Genomic DNA, 16,288 nt, shown 5'->3' on the forward strand with positions numbered 1-16,288 from the left:
CCGGCCACCGTGCCTGCCTATAGCCTTCGCCGTGTCCCGCCTCAGTCATGCCCCGGGCATGTCAGCCGCCACCGACGATTCAGTCCTCGCCGAGGTAGGCCTTGCGTACCTGATCGTCGCCGAGCAGGGCCTGCCCGTGGTCTTCGAGCACGATGCGGCCGGTCTCCAGCACATATCCGCGGTCGGCGAGGTCGAGCGCCGCCTGGGCGTTCTGCTCGACCAGCAGGATGGTGGTGCCGGACGCCCTGAGCGCGGCGACGGTCTCCATGATCTTCTGCATCATGATGGGGGACAGGCCCATGGACGGCTCGTCGAGCATGAGCAGCTCGGGCCTGCTCATCATGGCCCGGCCCATGGCGAGCATCTGCTGCTCGCCGCCCGAGAGCGTCCCGGCGGCCTGCCTGCGGCGCTCGCCGAGCACCGGGAACAGCTCATAGGTCCGCCGCACGTCCTGTTCGATCGCCGCGCCGTCCCGGCGCAGATAGGCGCCGAGCAGCAGGTTCTCCTCGATCGTCATGCGGGGGAAGATATGCCGGCCCTCCGGCGAGTGCGCGATCCCCAACTCGACGATCTTGTGCGCGGCCATGCCGTCGATCCGCCGCCCCTTGAACCTGATCTGTCCGCCGACGGGGTGGAGCAGCCCGGACAGGGTGCGCAGGGTGGTGGTCTTGCCGGCGCCGTTCCCGCCGATCAGCGTGACGACCTGCCCCTGCTCGACCCGGAAGGTGATCCCCTTGACGGCCAGGATGTTGCCATAGGCGACCCGCAGGTCGTCCACTTCGAGCATCGCGCTCATGACCGCTCCGATCCAGACGATCCCGCCGGCGTGCCGATGTAGGCGGCGATCACCCGCTCGTCGCGCTGCACCTCGCCCGGGCTGCCCTCGGTGAGCTTGCGTCCCTGGACGAGCACGGCGACCCGGTCGCAGAGGGTGAAGATGAACCTCATGTCGTGCTCGATCACCACCACGGCCAGGCCGCGTTCCCGGATCTTGAACACCAGGTCCTTGGTCTGCTGGGTCTCCTGCGGGTTCATTCCGGCGGTCGGCTCGTCCAGCAGCAGCAGACCCGGGTCGCTTGCCAGCGCCCGGGCGATCTCCAGTCGCCGCTGGTCCCCGTAGGACAGGTTGCGGGCCAGGCCGTCGGCCGTGTCGGCAAGGCCGACGAAGTCGAGCAGTTCCCGGGCCCGTGCCTCGGTCTCCCGTTCCTCCCGCCGATACTTCGGACCGCGCACGAGCGCGGAGAGCGCGCCGACGGTGGTACGGCAGTGCCTGCCGACCTTGACGTTCTCCAGCGCCGTCATGTTCGGGAACAGCCGGATGTTCTGGAAGGTGCGGGCGATGCCGGTCTTGGTGACCAGGTGCGGTCTGCCCGACAGAGGCGTGCCGCGGTAGGTCACCCGGCCGGCCGTGGGCACGTACATGCCGGTCAGGCAGTTGAAGAACGTCGTCTTGCCCGCCCCGTTCGGGCCGATCAGCCCGACGATCTCCCTCTCGCCGACCGTGAAGTCGACGCCGTCGACCGCGGTGAGCCCGCCGAAGCGCATCGTCACCCCGGACGCCTCGAGCACCGGGGCGCGCCGCGCGTCCGCCTTCATCGCGCTCCCTCCGCCCGGGCCTCCCGGCCGAGCCGCTCGGAGATCTCCTCCTCGTGGAACTCCGCCTGCCGGCGCTTGTTCGCGATCATTCCCTCCGGCCGGAACCGCATCATCAGCACCAGCGTCAGGCCGAAGATCAGCAGCTTGTTGTCCTGGAAGAACCGGAACTTCTCCGGCAGCAGCAACAGCACCACGGATCCGAGCATCGCGCCGGTGACCGTGCCCATCCCGCCGAGCACCACGGCGGCGACCAGGAACGCCGAGTTGAGGAACTGATAGGAGTCGGGGGTGATGGAGGAGATGGCGTGCGCCTGGATGGTGCCCGCCATCCCGGCGAGCGTCGCGCCGAGGGCGAAGGCCAGCAGCTTCAACCGGAACGTGTTGATCCCCGCCGCCTGCGCGGCCACCTCGTCCTCGCGGATCGCCAGCCAGGCCCGGCCGAGCCGGGAGTTGTTCATCCGCGAGAACACCAGGATCACGAACGCGATCAGCACCAGTTCCAGGAAGAAGTAGTTCGCGAAATATCCCAGGTTCATCCCGAAGACCGTGTGCGACCGGCCGAAGTCGACCCCGAGGAACGTCAGGTCAGGAATCCCGGGGATGCCGTTCGGCCCGTTCGTCACCTGCGGGCCGGTGCTGCCGTCGAGGTTGTTCACGGTGATCCGGAAGATCTCGCCGAAGCCCAGTGTCACGATCGCCAGATAGTCGCCGCGCACCCGCAGCGTCGGCGTCCCGATGATCACTCCGACGATCGCGGTGACCACCGCGCCGATCACCACGGTGACCGCGAACGGCGGATTCCAGCCGATGGAGCTCGCGGCGGCGCCGGACAGCAGCGCCCCCACGTACGCGCCCACGCCGAGGAACGCCACGTACCCCAGGTCCAGCAGCCCGGCCAGGCCGACCACGATGTTCAGCCCGATCGCCGTGGTGGCGAAGATCCCCACGTTGACCATCACGTTCAGCCAGTGGTTGTCCGAGCCCTGGGTGAACGGGAAGGCTGCGGCGACGACGAACGCGGCGGTCACCGTGACTCCCCGGTGCCGTGCGCCCACCGCGGAGATCCACGCGGCCGGTCCCAGCCGCCAGGCCGCGGCCAGGGCGGCGCCCAGGGCGACCAGGTAGCACAGGAAGATCTCCCACTCGGGAATCGCCAGCGCCTGCACGAACGCGGCCAGCGCCAGGCCCAGCACCACGGCGATGACCAGGAACTCCACCCAGTCGGGCAGGCGGTACGACCACACCGCCGGCCGATCGGCCGGCAGCAGCCGGGCGGCCACGACGAACACCGAGGCGGCCAGCAGGGCGACCCAGCCGCCCCACTCCACGTTGATCATCCCGCCAAGCTCGACGCCGATCGCGATCACCGTGAACGCCGTGATCAGGAACACGCCCGAGGCCAGGACGCGGACCGTGCCGCCGGCCCCGCCCGGCGTCACCACCCGGCGCAGCGGACCGGCCTCGATCAGCAGCAGCGCGATCGCGACGGCCGCCAGAACCAGCACATGCACCTGGGCGCCGCCGGGGTAACCGTAGATCGTCAGATCTCCGGGGAACGCGCTGCCGTACGACCAGGCCAGGAACGTCGATGCGAGGCTCGACGCCGCGCCGAGCAGCGTCGCCGTACGGGCCGTGGCCGTCGAAACCCGGCCCTTCTCGGCCGGTCGCCGCGGTGGGGTGTCCGCTCCGCCGTTCATGCCCGGTCCGCCACTCGCTCACCCAGCAGCCCCTGCGGCCGGAAGACCAGCACCAAGATCAGCAGCGCGAACGCCCACACGTCCTTCCACGCCCCTCCGCCGAACTGGCCGGGGATGTACTGCACGGCCATCACCTCGACCAGGCCGAGCGCGAACCCGCCGACCACCGCGCCCTGGATGTTGCCGATCCCGCCGAGCACCGCCGCGGTGAACGCCTTCAACCCGGCGATGAACCCCATCCGGAAGTCGATCTGTCCCAGGTACAGCCCCTGCGCCATCCCGGCCACCGCCGCCAGCGCCGCCCCCAGCACGAAGGACACCACGATCACCCGGTCGATGTCGATCCCCATCAGCCGGGCGGTGTCCGGGTCCTGTGCGGTCGCCTGCATCGCCCGCCCCATACGGCTCCGCCGTACGAACAGCGTCAGCGCCACCATGCAGAGCACCGACACGAGCACCACCACGACCGAGGCACGGTCCACGCTCGCGCCGAACCCGAGCGGGACCGGCGACCCGCTGATCAGCTGCGGGAACGCCAGCTTCGACCGGGCGTCGGGGTAGTAGAGCCGCACCGCCTCCTGCAGCGCGATCGACACGCCGATCGCCGTGATCAGCGGGGCCAACCGGGGCGCGTTGCGCAACGGTCGATAGGCGAACCGCTCCATCGCCACGGCCACGAGCACGGCGGCGAGCACCCCGCCGATCAGCATCAGCGGCAGCGCGACCCACAGGCTCGTCTCGTCCGGCAGGACGTACCGGTAGACCGTGAACGCCCCGAACGCGCCGATCATGAAGATCTCGCCGTGTGCGAAGTTGATCAACTGGATGATGCCGTACACCATCGTGTAGCCCAACGCGATCAGGGCGTACATGGCGCCCAGCACGACCCCGTTGGCCAACTGCTGCACGAACTGGGTGAGCACCCGAACCTCCGCGGACCCGTCACCACTCCCGGCGGACTACTTGAAGGAGTCGGTGTGGGCCGCCGTCCACGCGCCGCCCTCGACCTTGTAGACCGTGAGGATCTTCGTGGTGTTGTCGCCGAACTCGTCGAACGCCACGTGCCCCGAGGTTCCCTCGAACGAGGTGTTCTGCACCGCCTGGATCGTCGCCTCGCGCACGTCCGCGGTGATCTCCGTCGCGTCCTTCAGCGACACCTTCAGCCCGTTGATGATCGCGTTCGCGGCGTCGAAGGCGTAGGCGCCGTACGCCGAGTACGACTCGCTGAACCCGGCCTTCTGATAGGCGTCCACGAACGCCTTCGCCGAGTCCAGCGACTCCACCGGAGCACCCACGCTGGTGCCGAAGTCGCCGGCCGAGGTGTCGCCGCCGAGCTCGATGTACTTGGGGTCGACGATGCCGTCGCCGCCCATCAGCGGGACATTCAGCCCGCGCGCCTTCATCTGCCGGCTCAGCGGGCCGCCCTGGGGGTACTCCCCGCCGTAGTAGAGCAGGTCGGGCTCGGCCGCCGCCACCTTGGCGATCACCGACGAGTAGTCGGTGTCATCCGGGTTGATCGTCTGCTCGGAGACCACCTCGCCGCCGAGCGCCTTGAACTCCTTGGTGAACTGCGCCACCAGGCCCACGCCGTACGTCTTCTTGTCGTTGATCGTCGCGATCTTCTTGATGCCGAGCGTGTTGTAGACGTAACGCGCGCCGAACGGCCCCTGGACCGCGTCGGTGGTGCAGGTGCGGAAGTAGTTGTGGTAGGGCCGCTTCGGGTTGTCCAGGTCCTCGCCCATGGTCAGCGCCGGGCCGGTGTTGCCGGGCGACACCTGGACGATGCCGGCCTTGTCGAGCACTGGCATCACGTTCTGGGCCACGCTCGAGTTGTACGTCCCGACCACTCCGGCGATCGCCGGGTCGTCCGCCAGCGTGCTCGCCGCCTGCTGGCCCACCTGCGGGGTGGCCTGGTCGTCCTCGGCCCGCAGCTCGATCTTCCAGCCGGGGAGCGCGTTCTGCTCGTTCGCCTGGCGGATCGCCAGATCGACCGAGTTGCGTATGCCCAGCCCGATCGCCGACAGGTTGCCGGTCAGCGGCGCGATCACTCCGATCTTCACGACCTTCTGCCCGTCCGCGGACCCGCCGCCGGACTCGTTCGCCCGCGTCCCGCACGCCGCCAGGGCCAGGGCTCCGACGACCAGCAGAGCGCCGCTCCTGAGAAAAGCACGCTGACGCACGGTTTCCTCCGCGAATTCTTCAAGAGGGAAAGGGAGATCACAAGACGACGTGAGGACGTTACTCGTGATGCGAGCCGTCCCAGCGGGGTCGTTCCAAACCGTTACTCTTGCGTTATTTCTCGTCATGACCGGCAGTCGTGTCGCCGCGACGGCGACGGTCACAGCCCGCCCGGGCGGGCCGACCATGCCGGCCGGGAGGTCGCCGTGACCGGGACACCCGCCCGTTGGGCGTAGGGTCTATCCGAAGGGGGTCAGGTGCCGCGCGTCCGAGAACTGGAGGTCTTCAGGATGATCCTGCCGTACGGCAGGCGTCCGGAGACCACGCTGGTCAAGCTCACGGACTACGGCGGCGTGACCGGCTGGGGCGAGGTCGTCGGGCCGGCTCCCGGGGTGGAGCGATCGCTTCCCGCCCTCGTCGGCGTCGACTGGGAGCACCCGGCGGAGCTGGGGGAGATCCCCGGCGGATCGGCCGGGGACATGGCGGTCTGGGACCTGTGGGGCCGGATGAACGGCGTCCCGCTCGCGCACGCCCTCGGCGGGAGCCGTACCTCCCTGATCGGCACCGTGCGGCTGGCGGCCGACCGCTCGCTGGAAAGCATGATCGCCCGGGTGAACCGGCACGTCTGCGCGGGGTACGGGCACGTGACGCTCGACGTCTACCCGGGCTGGGACGTCGAGCCGCTCCGGGCCGTCCGCGCCGCCTATCCGGGCCTGGCCATCGCCGTCGACGGGCACGGCGCCTACACCGCGACGAGCCAGCTCGAGGCGCTGGACGCCTACGGCGTCGTCGCCATCGAGCGTCCGTTCAAGGATCTGCTGACCAGCGCCGACCTGCAGGACCGGGTGGCCGCGGCGGTGGCGGTCGAGGTCGGCTCGGTGGCAGAGCTACAGGAGGCGATCGGCCTGAGAGCCGGTCGCGCGCTGCTGCTTCGCCCGGCGCTGATCGGCTCGCTCGGTGCCGTACGGCTCGTGCACGATCACGCGGTCGCCGCCGGGTGGGACATCATCTGCGCCGGCGGGCACGGCGCGGGTCTGGCGCGTGCCGCCACCGTGGCGGTGGCGAGCCTGCCGGGCTGCTCGATGCCGAGCGACGTGGCCGAGCCGCCGCGAAGCGCCCAGGTCGTCCTCCCGCCCGTCGACGCGTCGGGCGGCGTCGTCGCCGTGCCGCTCACCCAGCCGGGCCTCGGCCACACCGTGGACGAGTCGCGGGTACGGCGCCTCGCCCGCGAGTCCTTCCGGGTCTAGCCAGACCTCGACCCGCCCCACACCCCTCCCGTGATCTTGTACTTTCTCGCAGATCACCCTCCTGGCCTGGGGCGATCGCTCCCGTGATCTTGCAGATCCTCGCACGCGAGTCGTCTGAGCTGCACATATGTGTTTCGTGATCTTGCACTCGCGAGTGCAAGATCACCAATGGTGTTTCCGCTGCTCAGGGTGTATGCCTGCGAGGAAGTGCAAGATCACGAACGTGAAATCCCTGCTCACGGCTCTTCCTGCGAGTATTCGCAAGATCACGGGTGGGGTGTGCCGCAGCCGTCGGAGATCGGGGCGGTGGCGGACGGGGCGGCGGACGCCCGCGTACGCCGCCTGGGGGAGGGGCGGGGCTCGATCGCCTTGGCGGTGAGCTCGCGGATGCGCTCCCAGTCGGGGTGGACCGTACTGATCGTCGGTGGCATGAACTGCAGGCTCCGCACCTCGGCCCGCTTCACCTTCCAGGCGAGCGGCACCAGGTGCTCCAGCATGGGCCGGGGGATGTCCGTACGGATGATCCCGCGGGCGATGGCGGCGATCTCGCTGAAGCGGCGCAGCACGGCCGCCGGGTCGGCCTGGGCGAGCAGCGCGTTGAACACGCAGCGCTGCCTGCGCATGCGGGCGAAGTCGTCGCTGAAGGTGCGGGACCGGGCGTACCACAGCGCCTCGGCGCCGCTGAGCCGCCGGGTGCCCGCCGGGAGCAGGCCCTCGTCGTACCGGCCGAACACGATGTCGTGGTCGACGGTGAGGACGAGGCCGCCGAGCGCGTCGATGATCTTCGCGAAGCCCCAGATGTTGACCAGCGCGTACCAGTCGATCGGGACGCCGAGCGTGTACGCCACGGTCTGCTTCAGCGTCTCGGCCCCCATGCCGCGGCGCCCGCCGAACAGCTCGGGGTGATCGTCGGCGTACTGCCACACCGAGAACAGCAGGTCCTCGCGCCAGCCCGGCTTCGACTCGGGCAGCTCGAAACCGTAGGGGAAGCGGCGCTCCATGGGGCTGCCCGGGGGAAAACGGACGTGCTCCAGGTTCCGCGGCAGGCCCAGCAGCACCGTCTCGCCGGTGCGGACGTCCACGCTCGCCACGTTGATGCTGTCGGTACGCACGCCGACGCGGTCGCGCCCCCAGTCGCCGCCGAGCAGGAGCACGTTGATCCGCTCGCGGCCCGCCCAGGGGTCGTGGCTCCGCGGACCGGAGACCGGCGTGCCGAAGACCGAGTCGAGCGTCTGCCGGGAAACGGTCAGATATCGGGCGGCGAGCGCGAACGGCGCCGCCGAGGCCACCGCGAGCACCCCGGCGATCAGCCCGGTGGCGACCTGTCCCCGGTACGGCAGGCGTCTCGGCCGCAGCACCAGGTAGGAGTGGAGGATCAGGCAGAACCACGCGACGGCGGCGGCCCAGGCGACGGCGGCGATCTGGCTGAGCCAGTTGAGCGCCCGCCCGGCCAGCCCGGCGTCCGCGCCCGCTGCCACGAGGATCACGCTGGTGACGGCCGACAGATGGCAGACGAGCAGCAGCGTTCCGGTGCGCCGCCAACCGGCCCGCAGGTGCGCGGCGCCCGGCAGCACGGCCGACAGCGCCACCCAGCCGATCAGCGCGGCGCCCCGCCCCGTCTCCTCCGGCGCTGTCCGCTCCTCGGTCGCTTCCCGCATCGCCGACACGCCTCAATTGAAGCGGTCACCTCGCGCGAAAACCGGGCTCGTGGGCCGGCTGGGAGAGTCGGTACCGCCATTTGACCGTCACCAGGGAATGGCGAACAACCCGAAGTAGGCGGCCGTGAGCAGCAGCAGCGCGGTGCCGCCGAGCACGCCCGCGAGCACGCTGCGCTGCCAGCGCGTGGGCTCCCACCCGGCGCGCAGCGCGGTCACGACGGCCACCGCCGCCGTCACCTCCTGCACCAGCATCACCACGGTGAGCAGCCGTACGACCAGCCATCCGGCTTGTACGGCGGGCCACGCGCCGGCCTGGTTGACCGAGAACAGCACGATCAGTGTGATGAAGGCGACGACCGCGGCCAATTCGCCCAGGCCGACCCAGGCCATCCGGCGCAGCCGTCGCCGGATGCCCGGCCACATCTCCAGGTCCGTCTGGAGCCGTGGGTCGCGGCCTCGCAGCCGGACGACCATCTCGGTGACCGGGGCGGCGACATAGCCGACGGCGGCCAGGCAGAGCGTCAGCCACAGGATCGAGGTGTGGCCGTACCACGGCGCGGCCGGCACGTCGCTGGCCTCGTAGCGCTGCACCGGCGTCGCCCCGGCGATCGCCGCGGCCGGCGTGGCCGTACGCGGCAGATCCTTGATCCAGTTGGCGAGCGTGGGCAGGTACGCGGGCGCGTACGGCCCGCCGCCGATCCGCATCGCGTGGTCGGCCCCGGCGAGGAAGCGGATCGTGTAGTCGGGGTTGCCGCCGTCGCGGAGGGCGTTGACGAGCGTTTCCGTGCTCTCCACGAACGGGATCGACGGGTCGTCCGTGCCGTAGAGGGCCAGGACCGGCCGTTTGATCCCGCGGAGCGCGGGGACCCCGTCGTGGCGGAGGAACTCGAAGCCCACCCCGCCCATCGCGCGGGTGAGCAGGTCGCGCACGCCCGGCGGGGCGTGCAGGCGCAGCAGCTGCTCGTTCAGCGCCCAGGCGACCTGCCGCATCGGCGACACGTTCGGCGAGGACACCAGCACCACGAACGCGGCCTCACCGGTGCCGGCGGCGATCGGCACGACCCAGCCGCCCTCGCTCACCCCCCATAACCCCGCCCTGGCCGGGTCGACGTCGGGCCGCTGCAGCAGCACCCGCAGCATGCGCAGGGCGTCGTCGGCGAGCAGGGAGAAGTCGCGGGTGGGGAAGGAGTAGCCGACCGTGCGCTTGTCGTAGGCGAGCGTGACGATGCCCGCCCTGGCCAGCCACTCGGCCTGCTGGTCGAACTCGGATCCGTTGCCCGACCCCGAGCCCTGCACGAACACCATGGCGGGATGCCTGCCGGGTGTCAGCGGATATCGGATGACGGCCCTCAGCGTCTCGTGGCGGGCCGGCACCGAGATCGTCTCGGTGCGGATCGGCGCGCTCGCGTCGACCGGGCGGGTCTCGATCGCCGGCTGCGCCGGCAGGGAGTGGAAGTTCTCCGAGGCCGCCAGCGGCGCGGGGTCGAACGTCGGAGGGGAGAGCACGTAGCCGAGCGTGGCCAAAATCACCATCAGGCTGCCGGCGATCATTCCGATCGTCCCCCGCCCGACGCTCATACCCCGACTCCCGGTACGACTGCGATACCAAATCCAGATTAAGTCATTACTCGATCAACGAGGAGGTAGCCGCCGGCGCCGAGGGCGGCAACGGAGACGAGCAGGAAGAGCGCGACCCAGAAGGCGCCGGGGACGTGGGTGAGCCGGGCGAGCTGGTCGGCGTCGGAGTCCGGGGCGCGGCCGCGACTGCGCTTGGACCGCAGCTCCAGGATCGGGCGCACGCCGCCGAGCAGCAGGAACCACACCCCGATGTGCGCGCAGACGGCCCGCACCTCCGGTGGCGCGAACCAGGTCAGCGCGAAGATCGCGCCGCCGACGACGAGCAGCGACACGGCGCCGAAGAAATTCCTGATCATCAGCAGCATGCAGGCCAGCAGCGTGATCACGGCCCACAACAGGAGCGTGACGTGCCCGTCGGCCAGCAGCCAGGCGGCGCCCAGCCCGATCAGCGACGGCGCGACGTAGCCGGCGGCCGCCGTGATGATCATGCCGGGCCCTGTGGGCCTGCCCCTGGTCAGCGTCAGGCCCGAGGTGTCGGAGTGGAGCCGGATGCCCTTCAGCCTGCGCCGGGTCAGCACCGCCGCCAGCGCGTGGCCCCCCTCGTGCGCGATCGTGATCAGCCCGCGGGAGGCGTGCCAGGCCGGGCGGTACGCCACGAGCGCGAGGGCGGCGAAACCGGACAGCACGACCAGCCAGAGCGGGGGCGGGGGCTGGATCGAGGTCAGTTCGTGCAGGTTCAGGGGGACACCTCCGCCCTGCATCGTACGGCTTGGCGAACGGCGACGGGCGCCCGCCGGCGATGGCGGGCGCCCGTCGGTGACGGTTCGGCTTCGGGCACTCCCTAGCGCCGGACCGTCACGTACGCGGTGCTGGAGTTCGAGCGCTTGGCGCCGTGGCCGCCGGTGAACACGACCCGCCAGGCGCCGGACTGCGTCACCCTGGTCTTGGCGTGGAAGGCGCCGGAGCCGTTGGTCCTCGTGGTGGTCACGGAAGACCAGTGGCGGCTACCCGCCTTCTTGAACTGCACGGTGACCTTCTGGTGGCCGTAGCCCTTCCAGCCGTGGGCCCAGCGCTGCAGCGTGCCCCGGAGGTTCACGTGATGGCCGCGCTTCACGGACTTGGGGCTGACGCCGAACTTGATGACGCGGGTGGCGGCCGCCGGCTGCGGCACCCGTACGGTCACGCGGATCGTGGCGCTCGTCGCGCTTCGCACACCGCTGTCGCCGGCGTACTCGGCCCGCCACGAGCCGGAGGACGCCGCGGTCACCTTGGTGCTGAACCGCCCGCTGCCGTCGGTGCGGTCGGTGGCGACCTGCTGCCAGCGGTGTTCACCGTCGGCCTTGAACATGATCTTCACTGTCCGGCCGCGGTAGCCGTCCCAGTGCCGCCGGTCGGCGACCTGCAGCGTGCCGCCCAACCGCAGGTCGCCGCCGCGGGCGACGGGGTTGGGGGAGGCGGTGAACCCGGTGATCCGGCTGTCGCGCGACACGGCCCTGACGTTGACCCGCTTGCCGTCGCTGGTCGCGGCGGACGTCGTGGTCGTGCCTTCGAACTCGGCCCGCCACCAGCCGGACCGCGAGGCCCGCTGCTGCAGGCGGAACTCGCCGTGCCTGTCGGTCTTCACCGAGCCGACCCGGGTGTAGGGGCCGCCGCTGAGCGGCTTGAAGGCGATGAACACCTTCTGACGGGCGTGCGTCTTCCAGCCGATGTGCCTGCCGGAGGCCTCACGGTGCTTCAGCGTGCCCTGGAGCGTGACCTTGCCGCCCCGGCCGACCGTGGCGGGGGAGGCACGGAGGTCCAGGCTGCTCGCCTGATGGACCTCGAACGAGGTGCTCGTGGTGGTCCGTTTACGGTGCTTGGTCGCCGTCGCCTGGAACTTCCAGGTGCCGAACCGGTCGGTGAGCTTGAACGTGTGCTTTCCGGTGTAGGTGCCCCTCCTCTCGGTGAGGGAGAGCGGGATGATCTTGCCGCGCGGGTCGACGAGCCGGGCCGAGCCCGTGTCCGCGGTCTTGAAGGTGAACGTCGCCGTCGTTCCCCGGCGGTCGCTCACGACCACGGGGCCGGGGGACACCGCCAGGGTGTTCGGGGCCGGGGGACGCACTGCCGCCGCCGCTGCGGGCAGCGCCGCCGTGGTGGCCGTAGCGGCGGTCGGCGCCACTAACAGCGAGCCGCCCAGGGCCGCTGCCGCGACCACAGCATGAAAGCGCTTGAACATGGACAACCTTCCTCGCGAGGGTGCAACTCACTATTTAATAGACGTCCGAAACAGTAAAAAGGTTTGTCCGGTTGACCTGTCGTCATCGACTTGTGTCCGCCGTGGGCTGGTTCGCGACCGTGACCGGGTGTCCTGCGACATAATCGGACTGTGAAGCGGGACGCTGTGGAGACGCACTTCGCCGAGACCGTCGGGGCGCTGACGCCTGGGCCGCTGATGGACCCGGCGCTCCCGATACGGCCGGGCACGACGCTGACCGGGGTGATGTGCCGCGAGATCTTCGGGGTCCAGCTCGCCAGCCGTCTCCTCGACGTCGCCGCCCGCGTGCTGCGTGAACAGGACGAGGGCTTCTACACGATCGGATCGGCCGGCCACGAGGGCAATGCCGCCGTCGCCGCCGCGACACGTGTGTCTGATCCCGCGCTGCTGCACTACCGCTCGGGGGCCTTCTACCTGACCAGGTCGGCCCAGGCGGGACGGCTGGCCGAGGAGGGCCTGCGCGACGTGCTCCTCGGGCTGACCGCCTCGGCCGAGGAGCCGATCGCCGGCGGGCGGCACAAGGTGTTCGGCCACCCCGACCTCGCGGTGATCCCGCAGACCTCCACGATCGCCAGCCATCTGCCCAGGGCCGCCGGTGTGGCCTTCGCCATCGAGTGGGCCCGGGTGCTCGGCGTGCCGTCCAGGTGGCCCGCCGACGCGATAGCCGTGTGCGGCTTCGGCGACGCCTCGGTCAACCACGCCTCCGCGCTCACCGGGCTGAACGCCGCGGCCTACAGCCGGTTCCGCGGGCTGCGGATGCCCGTGCTTTTCGTCTGCGAGGACAACGGGATCGGGATCAGCGTGAAGACCCCGCCGGGGTGGGTGGAGCAGGCCGGGCACCCGCTGCTGGAGCACTTCGCGGCCGACGGCTGCGATCTCGCCGATGCCTATGACGTGGCGCGCCGGGCCGTCGACCACGTCAGGACCACCAGAAGCCCGGCGTTCCTGCACCTGCGCACCGTGCGCCTGATGGGACACGCCGGATCGGATGTGGAGATCGCCTATCGGTCCCGCGGGGCGATCGCCCAGGATCTGGATCGCGATCCCCTCGTCGCCACGGCACGGCTGCTCGTCGAGGCCGGTCTCGCGCTGCCGGACGAGTTGCTCACCCGCTACGAGGCCGAGCGCGACCATGTGCTCAAGCTCGCCATGGAGTGCACCCGCCGGCCGCGGCTGAGTTCGGCCGAGGAGGTGATGGCGCCGATCGCGCCGCGCCGTCCCGACGTGGTCGCCGCGGAGGCGGCACGGGTCGCCCCGGGGCGAGAGCGGGTGTTCGGCACCCTGCCGGAGCTGGAGGGCGGGCTGACCTTCGCCCAGGCCGTCAACCGGACGCTGGCCGACGCGATGGCGCTCGACCCGGAGATCGTCGTGTTCGGTGAGGACGTGGCGCGCAAGGGCGGGGTTTACGGCGTGACGCGGGGGCTGCTGCGCAGGTTCGGCGCGGAACGCGTCTTCGACACCCTGCTCGACGAGCAGGCCATCCTCGGCCTCGCGCTGGGCGCGGGGGTGTCCGGGCTGCTGCCGGTGCCCGAGATCCAGTATCTCGCCTATCTGCACAACGCGCTCGACCAGATTCGCGGCGAGGCGGCCACGATGCAGTTCTTCTCACGCGGCGCGTACCGCAATCCGCTCGTTCTGCGCGTGGCATCATATGCGTATCAAAAGGGCTTTGGGGGACATTTCCACAATGATTCCTCAATTGCCGCATTGAGGGATATTCCCGGCATTATTCTCGCTTCACCGTCCCGGCCCGACGACGCCGCCGCGATGCTGCGGACCTGTCTCGCCGCGGCCCGCGCCGACGGGAGCGTCTGCGTCTTCCTGGAGCCGATCGCCCTCTATCACACCCGCGACATGTTCGAGAAGGGCGACGGCGGCTGGCTCGCGCCGTACGCGCCGCCCGCCCGCTGGGCGGAGACGCACGTGCCCGTCGGCCGGGCCCGTTCGTACGGCGAGGGCCGGGACCTGACCATCGTCACCTTCGGCAACGGGGTCAGGATGAGCCTGCGCGCGGCGGTGAAGCTCACCGCGGAGGAGATCGGCTGCCGGGTGCTCGACCTGCGCTGGCTCGCGCCGCTGCCGGCGGCGGACCTGCTGCGCGCCGCGGATCTCACCGGACGTGTGCTGATCGCCGACGAGACCCGCCGCACCGGCGGCGTCTCGGAGAGCGTGATGGCGGCGCTGCTCGACGGCGGCTTCACCGGCCCGATCGCCCGGGTCACCTCCCGTGACAGCTTCGTCCCGCTCGGCCCGGCGGCGCAGACCGTGCTGATGTCCGAGGCCGACATCGAGCGGGCGGCACGCGAGCTCCTCAAGAGATAGAACGGGCGCGGCGGCCCGGCCCGGTGCTCGCCGAGCCGCCGGGTGCGGTCGGCGGCGGCCGCATCAGCGAGGTGGACTCGTCCTCGACCCGGACATGCCGGTGTGACCGGCATCGTGCCTTCGACCGGATCGTTCCGGTACGAGCCCGGATCAGGCCTGCCGATGCGGCGTCGTCCCTCGTCAGAATGTGGGACATGAGCCGAGCACTGATCGTGATCGATGTCCAGGAGTCCTTCCGTGCCCGTCCGCTGTGGCAGAGGATCGCCAATCCGAAGATCGCCGACCCGGTCAACCGGCTGGTTCGCCTGGCCCGCGCGAACGGCGACCTCGTGGTCTGGGTGCTGCACACCGAGCCCGGCAGCGAGACCGTGTTCGACCCCGCTCTGGGACACGTACGCCTGCTCGACGAGCTGGAGCGGCCGAGGCCGGGCGAGCCCGTCCTGCACAAGACCTCGCACAACGCCTTCACCACCACCGACCTGCAACGGCGGCTGACCGAGGCCGGCGTGCGCGAGCTGCTGGTCTGCGGCATCCGCACGGAACAGTGTGTGGAGACCACCACCCGCCTGGGCAGCGATCTCGGATATCGGATGGTCTTCGTCACCGACGCCACCACGACGAACCCGATCGGCGATCTCAGCGCCGAGGAGATCATCGAGCGTACCGAGGCGGTTCTGCGCGATCGGTTCGCCCGGATCGCCACGGTGGCCGAACTGGAGGCGGAGCGGGGAGCGTCCGGGCGGTGAGCCACGTCGTCTTCGTCCTGCTGCCCGGAGTCCATCTGCTCGACCTGGCCGGGCCGGCCCAGGTCTTCAGCATGGCGGCGGATCTCGGGCAGCCCTACCGGCTCTGCTACGTCGCCGAGTGCGAGCAGGTGCGCAGCGCCCAGGGCCTGCCCCTGACCGCGCGGACCCGGTGGCCGGATCTGGGCCCCGGCGACCTGATCGTGGTGCCCGGCTGGCGTGCGCCCACCCTGCGCGGCGGGCCGGAGCCGGGACCGGCCGTGCTGGCGAGGCTGCGCGCGCATCACGCCTGCGGGGGCACCGTCGCCAGCGTGTGCGCCGGAGCGGACGTGCTGGGGCGGGCGGGACTGCTGGACGGGCGTCGCTGCACCACGCACCACGATCTCCAGGACGAACTGGCGGCCCGGCATCGCCGGGCGATCGTGACCCGCGACGTGCTGTTCACCACCGACGACCGCGTGGTGACCTCGGCCGGCATCGCCAGCGGCATCGACCTGGCACTGCATGTCCTGGCCGTACGGCACGGCCCGGCGCTCGCCGCCCAGGTGGCCAGGAGCATGGTCGTCTACACCCGCCGCAACGGTCATGAACCGCAGGCCAGCGCGATGCTGCGGCACCGCTCCCATCTGGACGACATCGTCCATCGCGTGCAGGATCTCATCGACGCGCGCTTCACGGAGCAGCTTCCGCTCGCCTACCTGGCCGCAGGCGCCGGTGTGAGCGAGCGCACCCTGACCCGGCTGTTTCGCCGGGCCACGGGACTGACCCCGCTGCGCTATCAGCAGACGCTGCGGCGAGAGCACGCCGAGCATCTGGTCGGTCACGGCGCGACGGTGGAGACCGCTGCGCGGGAGGTGGGTTTCGAGGACGCCCGGATGCTGCGCCGGCTCCGTGCCCGGGCACTGGGCGATCAGACGCCGAACTCCCCGGCCGGTGCGTGACGAGTGCGCACGGGCGGGGAGCAGGGGCAGAGCCCGGCCGGGCACGCCGGAGGGGGTGTTGCGTGCCCGGCCGG

Annotated in this window: 13 protein-coding genes; 4 read left to right on the forward strand and 9 right to left on the reverse strand. The window is 70.8% G+C overall.

Features of this window, described 5'->3' with window-relative positions:
• Window positions 1-79: 79 nt before the first annotated feature.
• The 5 genes from ACQP1K_RS10265 to ACQP1K_RS10285 are packed head-to-tail and all read right to left on the reverse strand — an operon-like array spanning window position 80 to window position 5,473.
• Window positions 80-796, reverse strand: coding sequence for an ABC transporter ATP-binding protein (locus tag ACQP1K_RS10265; protein WP_433500643.1), 717 nt, complete (start codon window positions 794-796; stop codon window positions 80-82).
• Window positions 793-1,596, reverse strand: a complete 804-nt coding sequence (locus ACQP1K_RS10270; RefSeq protein ID WP_433500644.1) for an ABC transporter ATP-binding protein — start codon at window positions 1,594-1,596, stop codon at window positions 793-795. Before ACQP1K_RS10270 ends, ACQP1K_RS10265 begins: the two co-directional genes overlap by 4 nt.
• The gene (locus ACQP1K_RS10275) at window positions 1,593-3,293 is read right to left on the reverse strand and encodes a branched-chain amino acid ABC transporter permease (RefSeq protein ID WP_433500645.1); all 1,701 of its coding nucleotides are present in this window, start codon (window positions 3,291-3,293) and stop codon (window positions 1,593-1,595) included. Before ACQP1K_RS10275 ends, ACQP1K_RS10270 begins: the two co-directional genes overlap by 4 nt.
• Complete coding sequence (locus ACQP1K_RS10280) at window positions 3,290-4,216, reverse strand: branched-chain amino acid ABC transporter permease (protein WP_433500646.1); 927 nt, start codon at window positions 4,214-4,216, stop codon at window positions 3,290-3,292. The genes ACQP1K_RS10275 and ACQP1K_RS10280 overlap by 4 nt, the downstream gene beginning before the upstream one ends.
• 36 nt (window positions 4,217-4,252) lie before the next feature.
• A complete protein-coding gene (locus ACQP1K_RS10285) occupies window positions 4,253-5,473 on the reverse strand; it encodes a branched-chain amino acid ABC transporter substrate-binding protein (RefSeq protein ID WP_433500647.1) in 1,221 nt (406 codons plus the stop codon).
• 255 nt (window positions 5,474-5,728) lie between these two features.
• On the opposite strand from ACQP1K_RS10285, the gene ACQP1K_RS10290 reads away from it, so the two are divergent.
• Window positions 5,729-6,718 carry an enolase C-terminal domain-like protein gene (locus ACQP1K_RS10290; RefSeq protein WP_433500648.1) on the forward strand — a complete coding sequence of 330 codons (990 nt, stop codon included), beginning with the start codon at window positions 5,729-5,731 and terminating at the stop codon, window positions 6,716-6,718.
• A gap of 266 nt (window positions 6,719-6,984) precedes the next feature.
• Here the strand turns inward: ACQP1K_RS10290 and ACQP1K_RS10295 are convergent, their stop codons facing one another.
• The 4 genes from ACQP1K_RS10295 to ACQP1K_RS10310 all read right to left on the reverse strand — a co-directional run bounded on the left by ACQP1K_RS10295 (window position 6,985) and on the right by ACQP1K_RS10310 (window position 12,169).
• A complete protein-coding gene (locus ACQP1K_RS10295; RefSeq protein ID WP_433500649.1) occupies window positions 6,985-8,376 on the reverse strand; it encodes an LCP family protein in 1,392 nt (463 codons plus the stop codon).
• 87 nt (window positions 8,377-8,463) lie between these two features.
• Window positions 8,464-9,954 (reverse strand): alpha/beta hydrolase family protein, encoded by a 1,491-nt coding sequence (locus ACQP1K_RS10300; RefSeq protein WP_433500650.1) that lies wholly within the window; start codon window positions 9,952-9,954, stop codon window positions 8,464-8,466.
• Window positions 9,955-9,992: 38 nt separating this feature from the next.
• Window positions 9,993-10,715: a M50 family metallopeptidase gene (locus ACQP1K_RS10305; RefSeq protein ID WP_433500651.1), complete on the reverse strand. Its 723-nt coding sequence runs from the start codon at window positions 10,713-10,715 to the stop codon at window positions 9,993-9,995.
• Window positions 10,716-10,795: 80 nt separating this feature from the next.
• Window positions 10,796-12,169, reverse strand: coding sequence for a hypothetical protein (locus ACQP1K_RS10310; protein ID WP_433500652.1), 1,374 nt, complete (start codon window positions 12,167-12,169; stop codon window positions 10,796-10,798).
• 150 nt (window positions 12,170-12,319) lie between these two features.
• Here ACQP1K_RS10310 and ACQP1K_RS10315 point away from each other — a divergent pair, with 150 nt between their 5' ends.
• From ACQP1K_RS10315 to ACQP1K_RS10325, 3 genes are all read left to right on the forward strand, one after another.
• Window positions 12,320-14,530, forward strand: a complete 2,211-nt coding sequence (locus ACQP1K_RS10315) for a thiamine pyrophosphate-dependent enzyme (protein WP_433500653.1) — start codon at window positions 12,320-12,322, stop codon at window positions 14,528-14,530.
• 194 nt (window positions 14,531-14,724) lie between these two features.
• Window positions 14,725-15,276: a cysteine hydrolase family protein gene (locus tag ACQP1K_RS10320; RefSeq protein ID WP_433500654.1), complete on the forward strand. Its 552-nt coding sequence runs from the start codon at window positions 14,725-14,727 to the stop codon at window positions 15,274-15,276.
• The gene (locus ACQP1K_RS10325; RefSeq protein WP_433500655.1) at window positions 15,273-16,214 is read left to right on the forward strand and encodes a GlxA family transcriptional regulator; all 942 of its coding nucleotides are present in this window, start codon (window positions 15,273-15,275) and stop codon (window positions 16,212-16,214) included. Before ACQP1K_RS10320 ends, ACQP1K_RS10325 begins: the two co-directional genes overlap by 4 nt.
• Window positions 16,215-16,288: the final 74 nt, after the last annotated feature.

It is taken from the genome of Sphaerimonospora sp. CA-214678 (assembly GCF_050942215.1).
In the GTDB taxonomy this organism is placed as follows: domain Bacteria; phylum Actinomycetota; class Actinomycetes; order Streptosporangiales; family Streptosporangiaceae; genus Sphaerimonospora.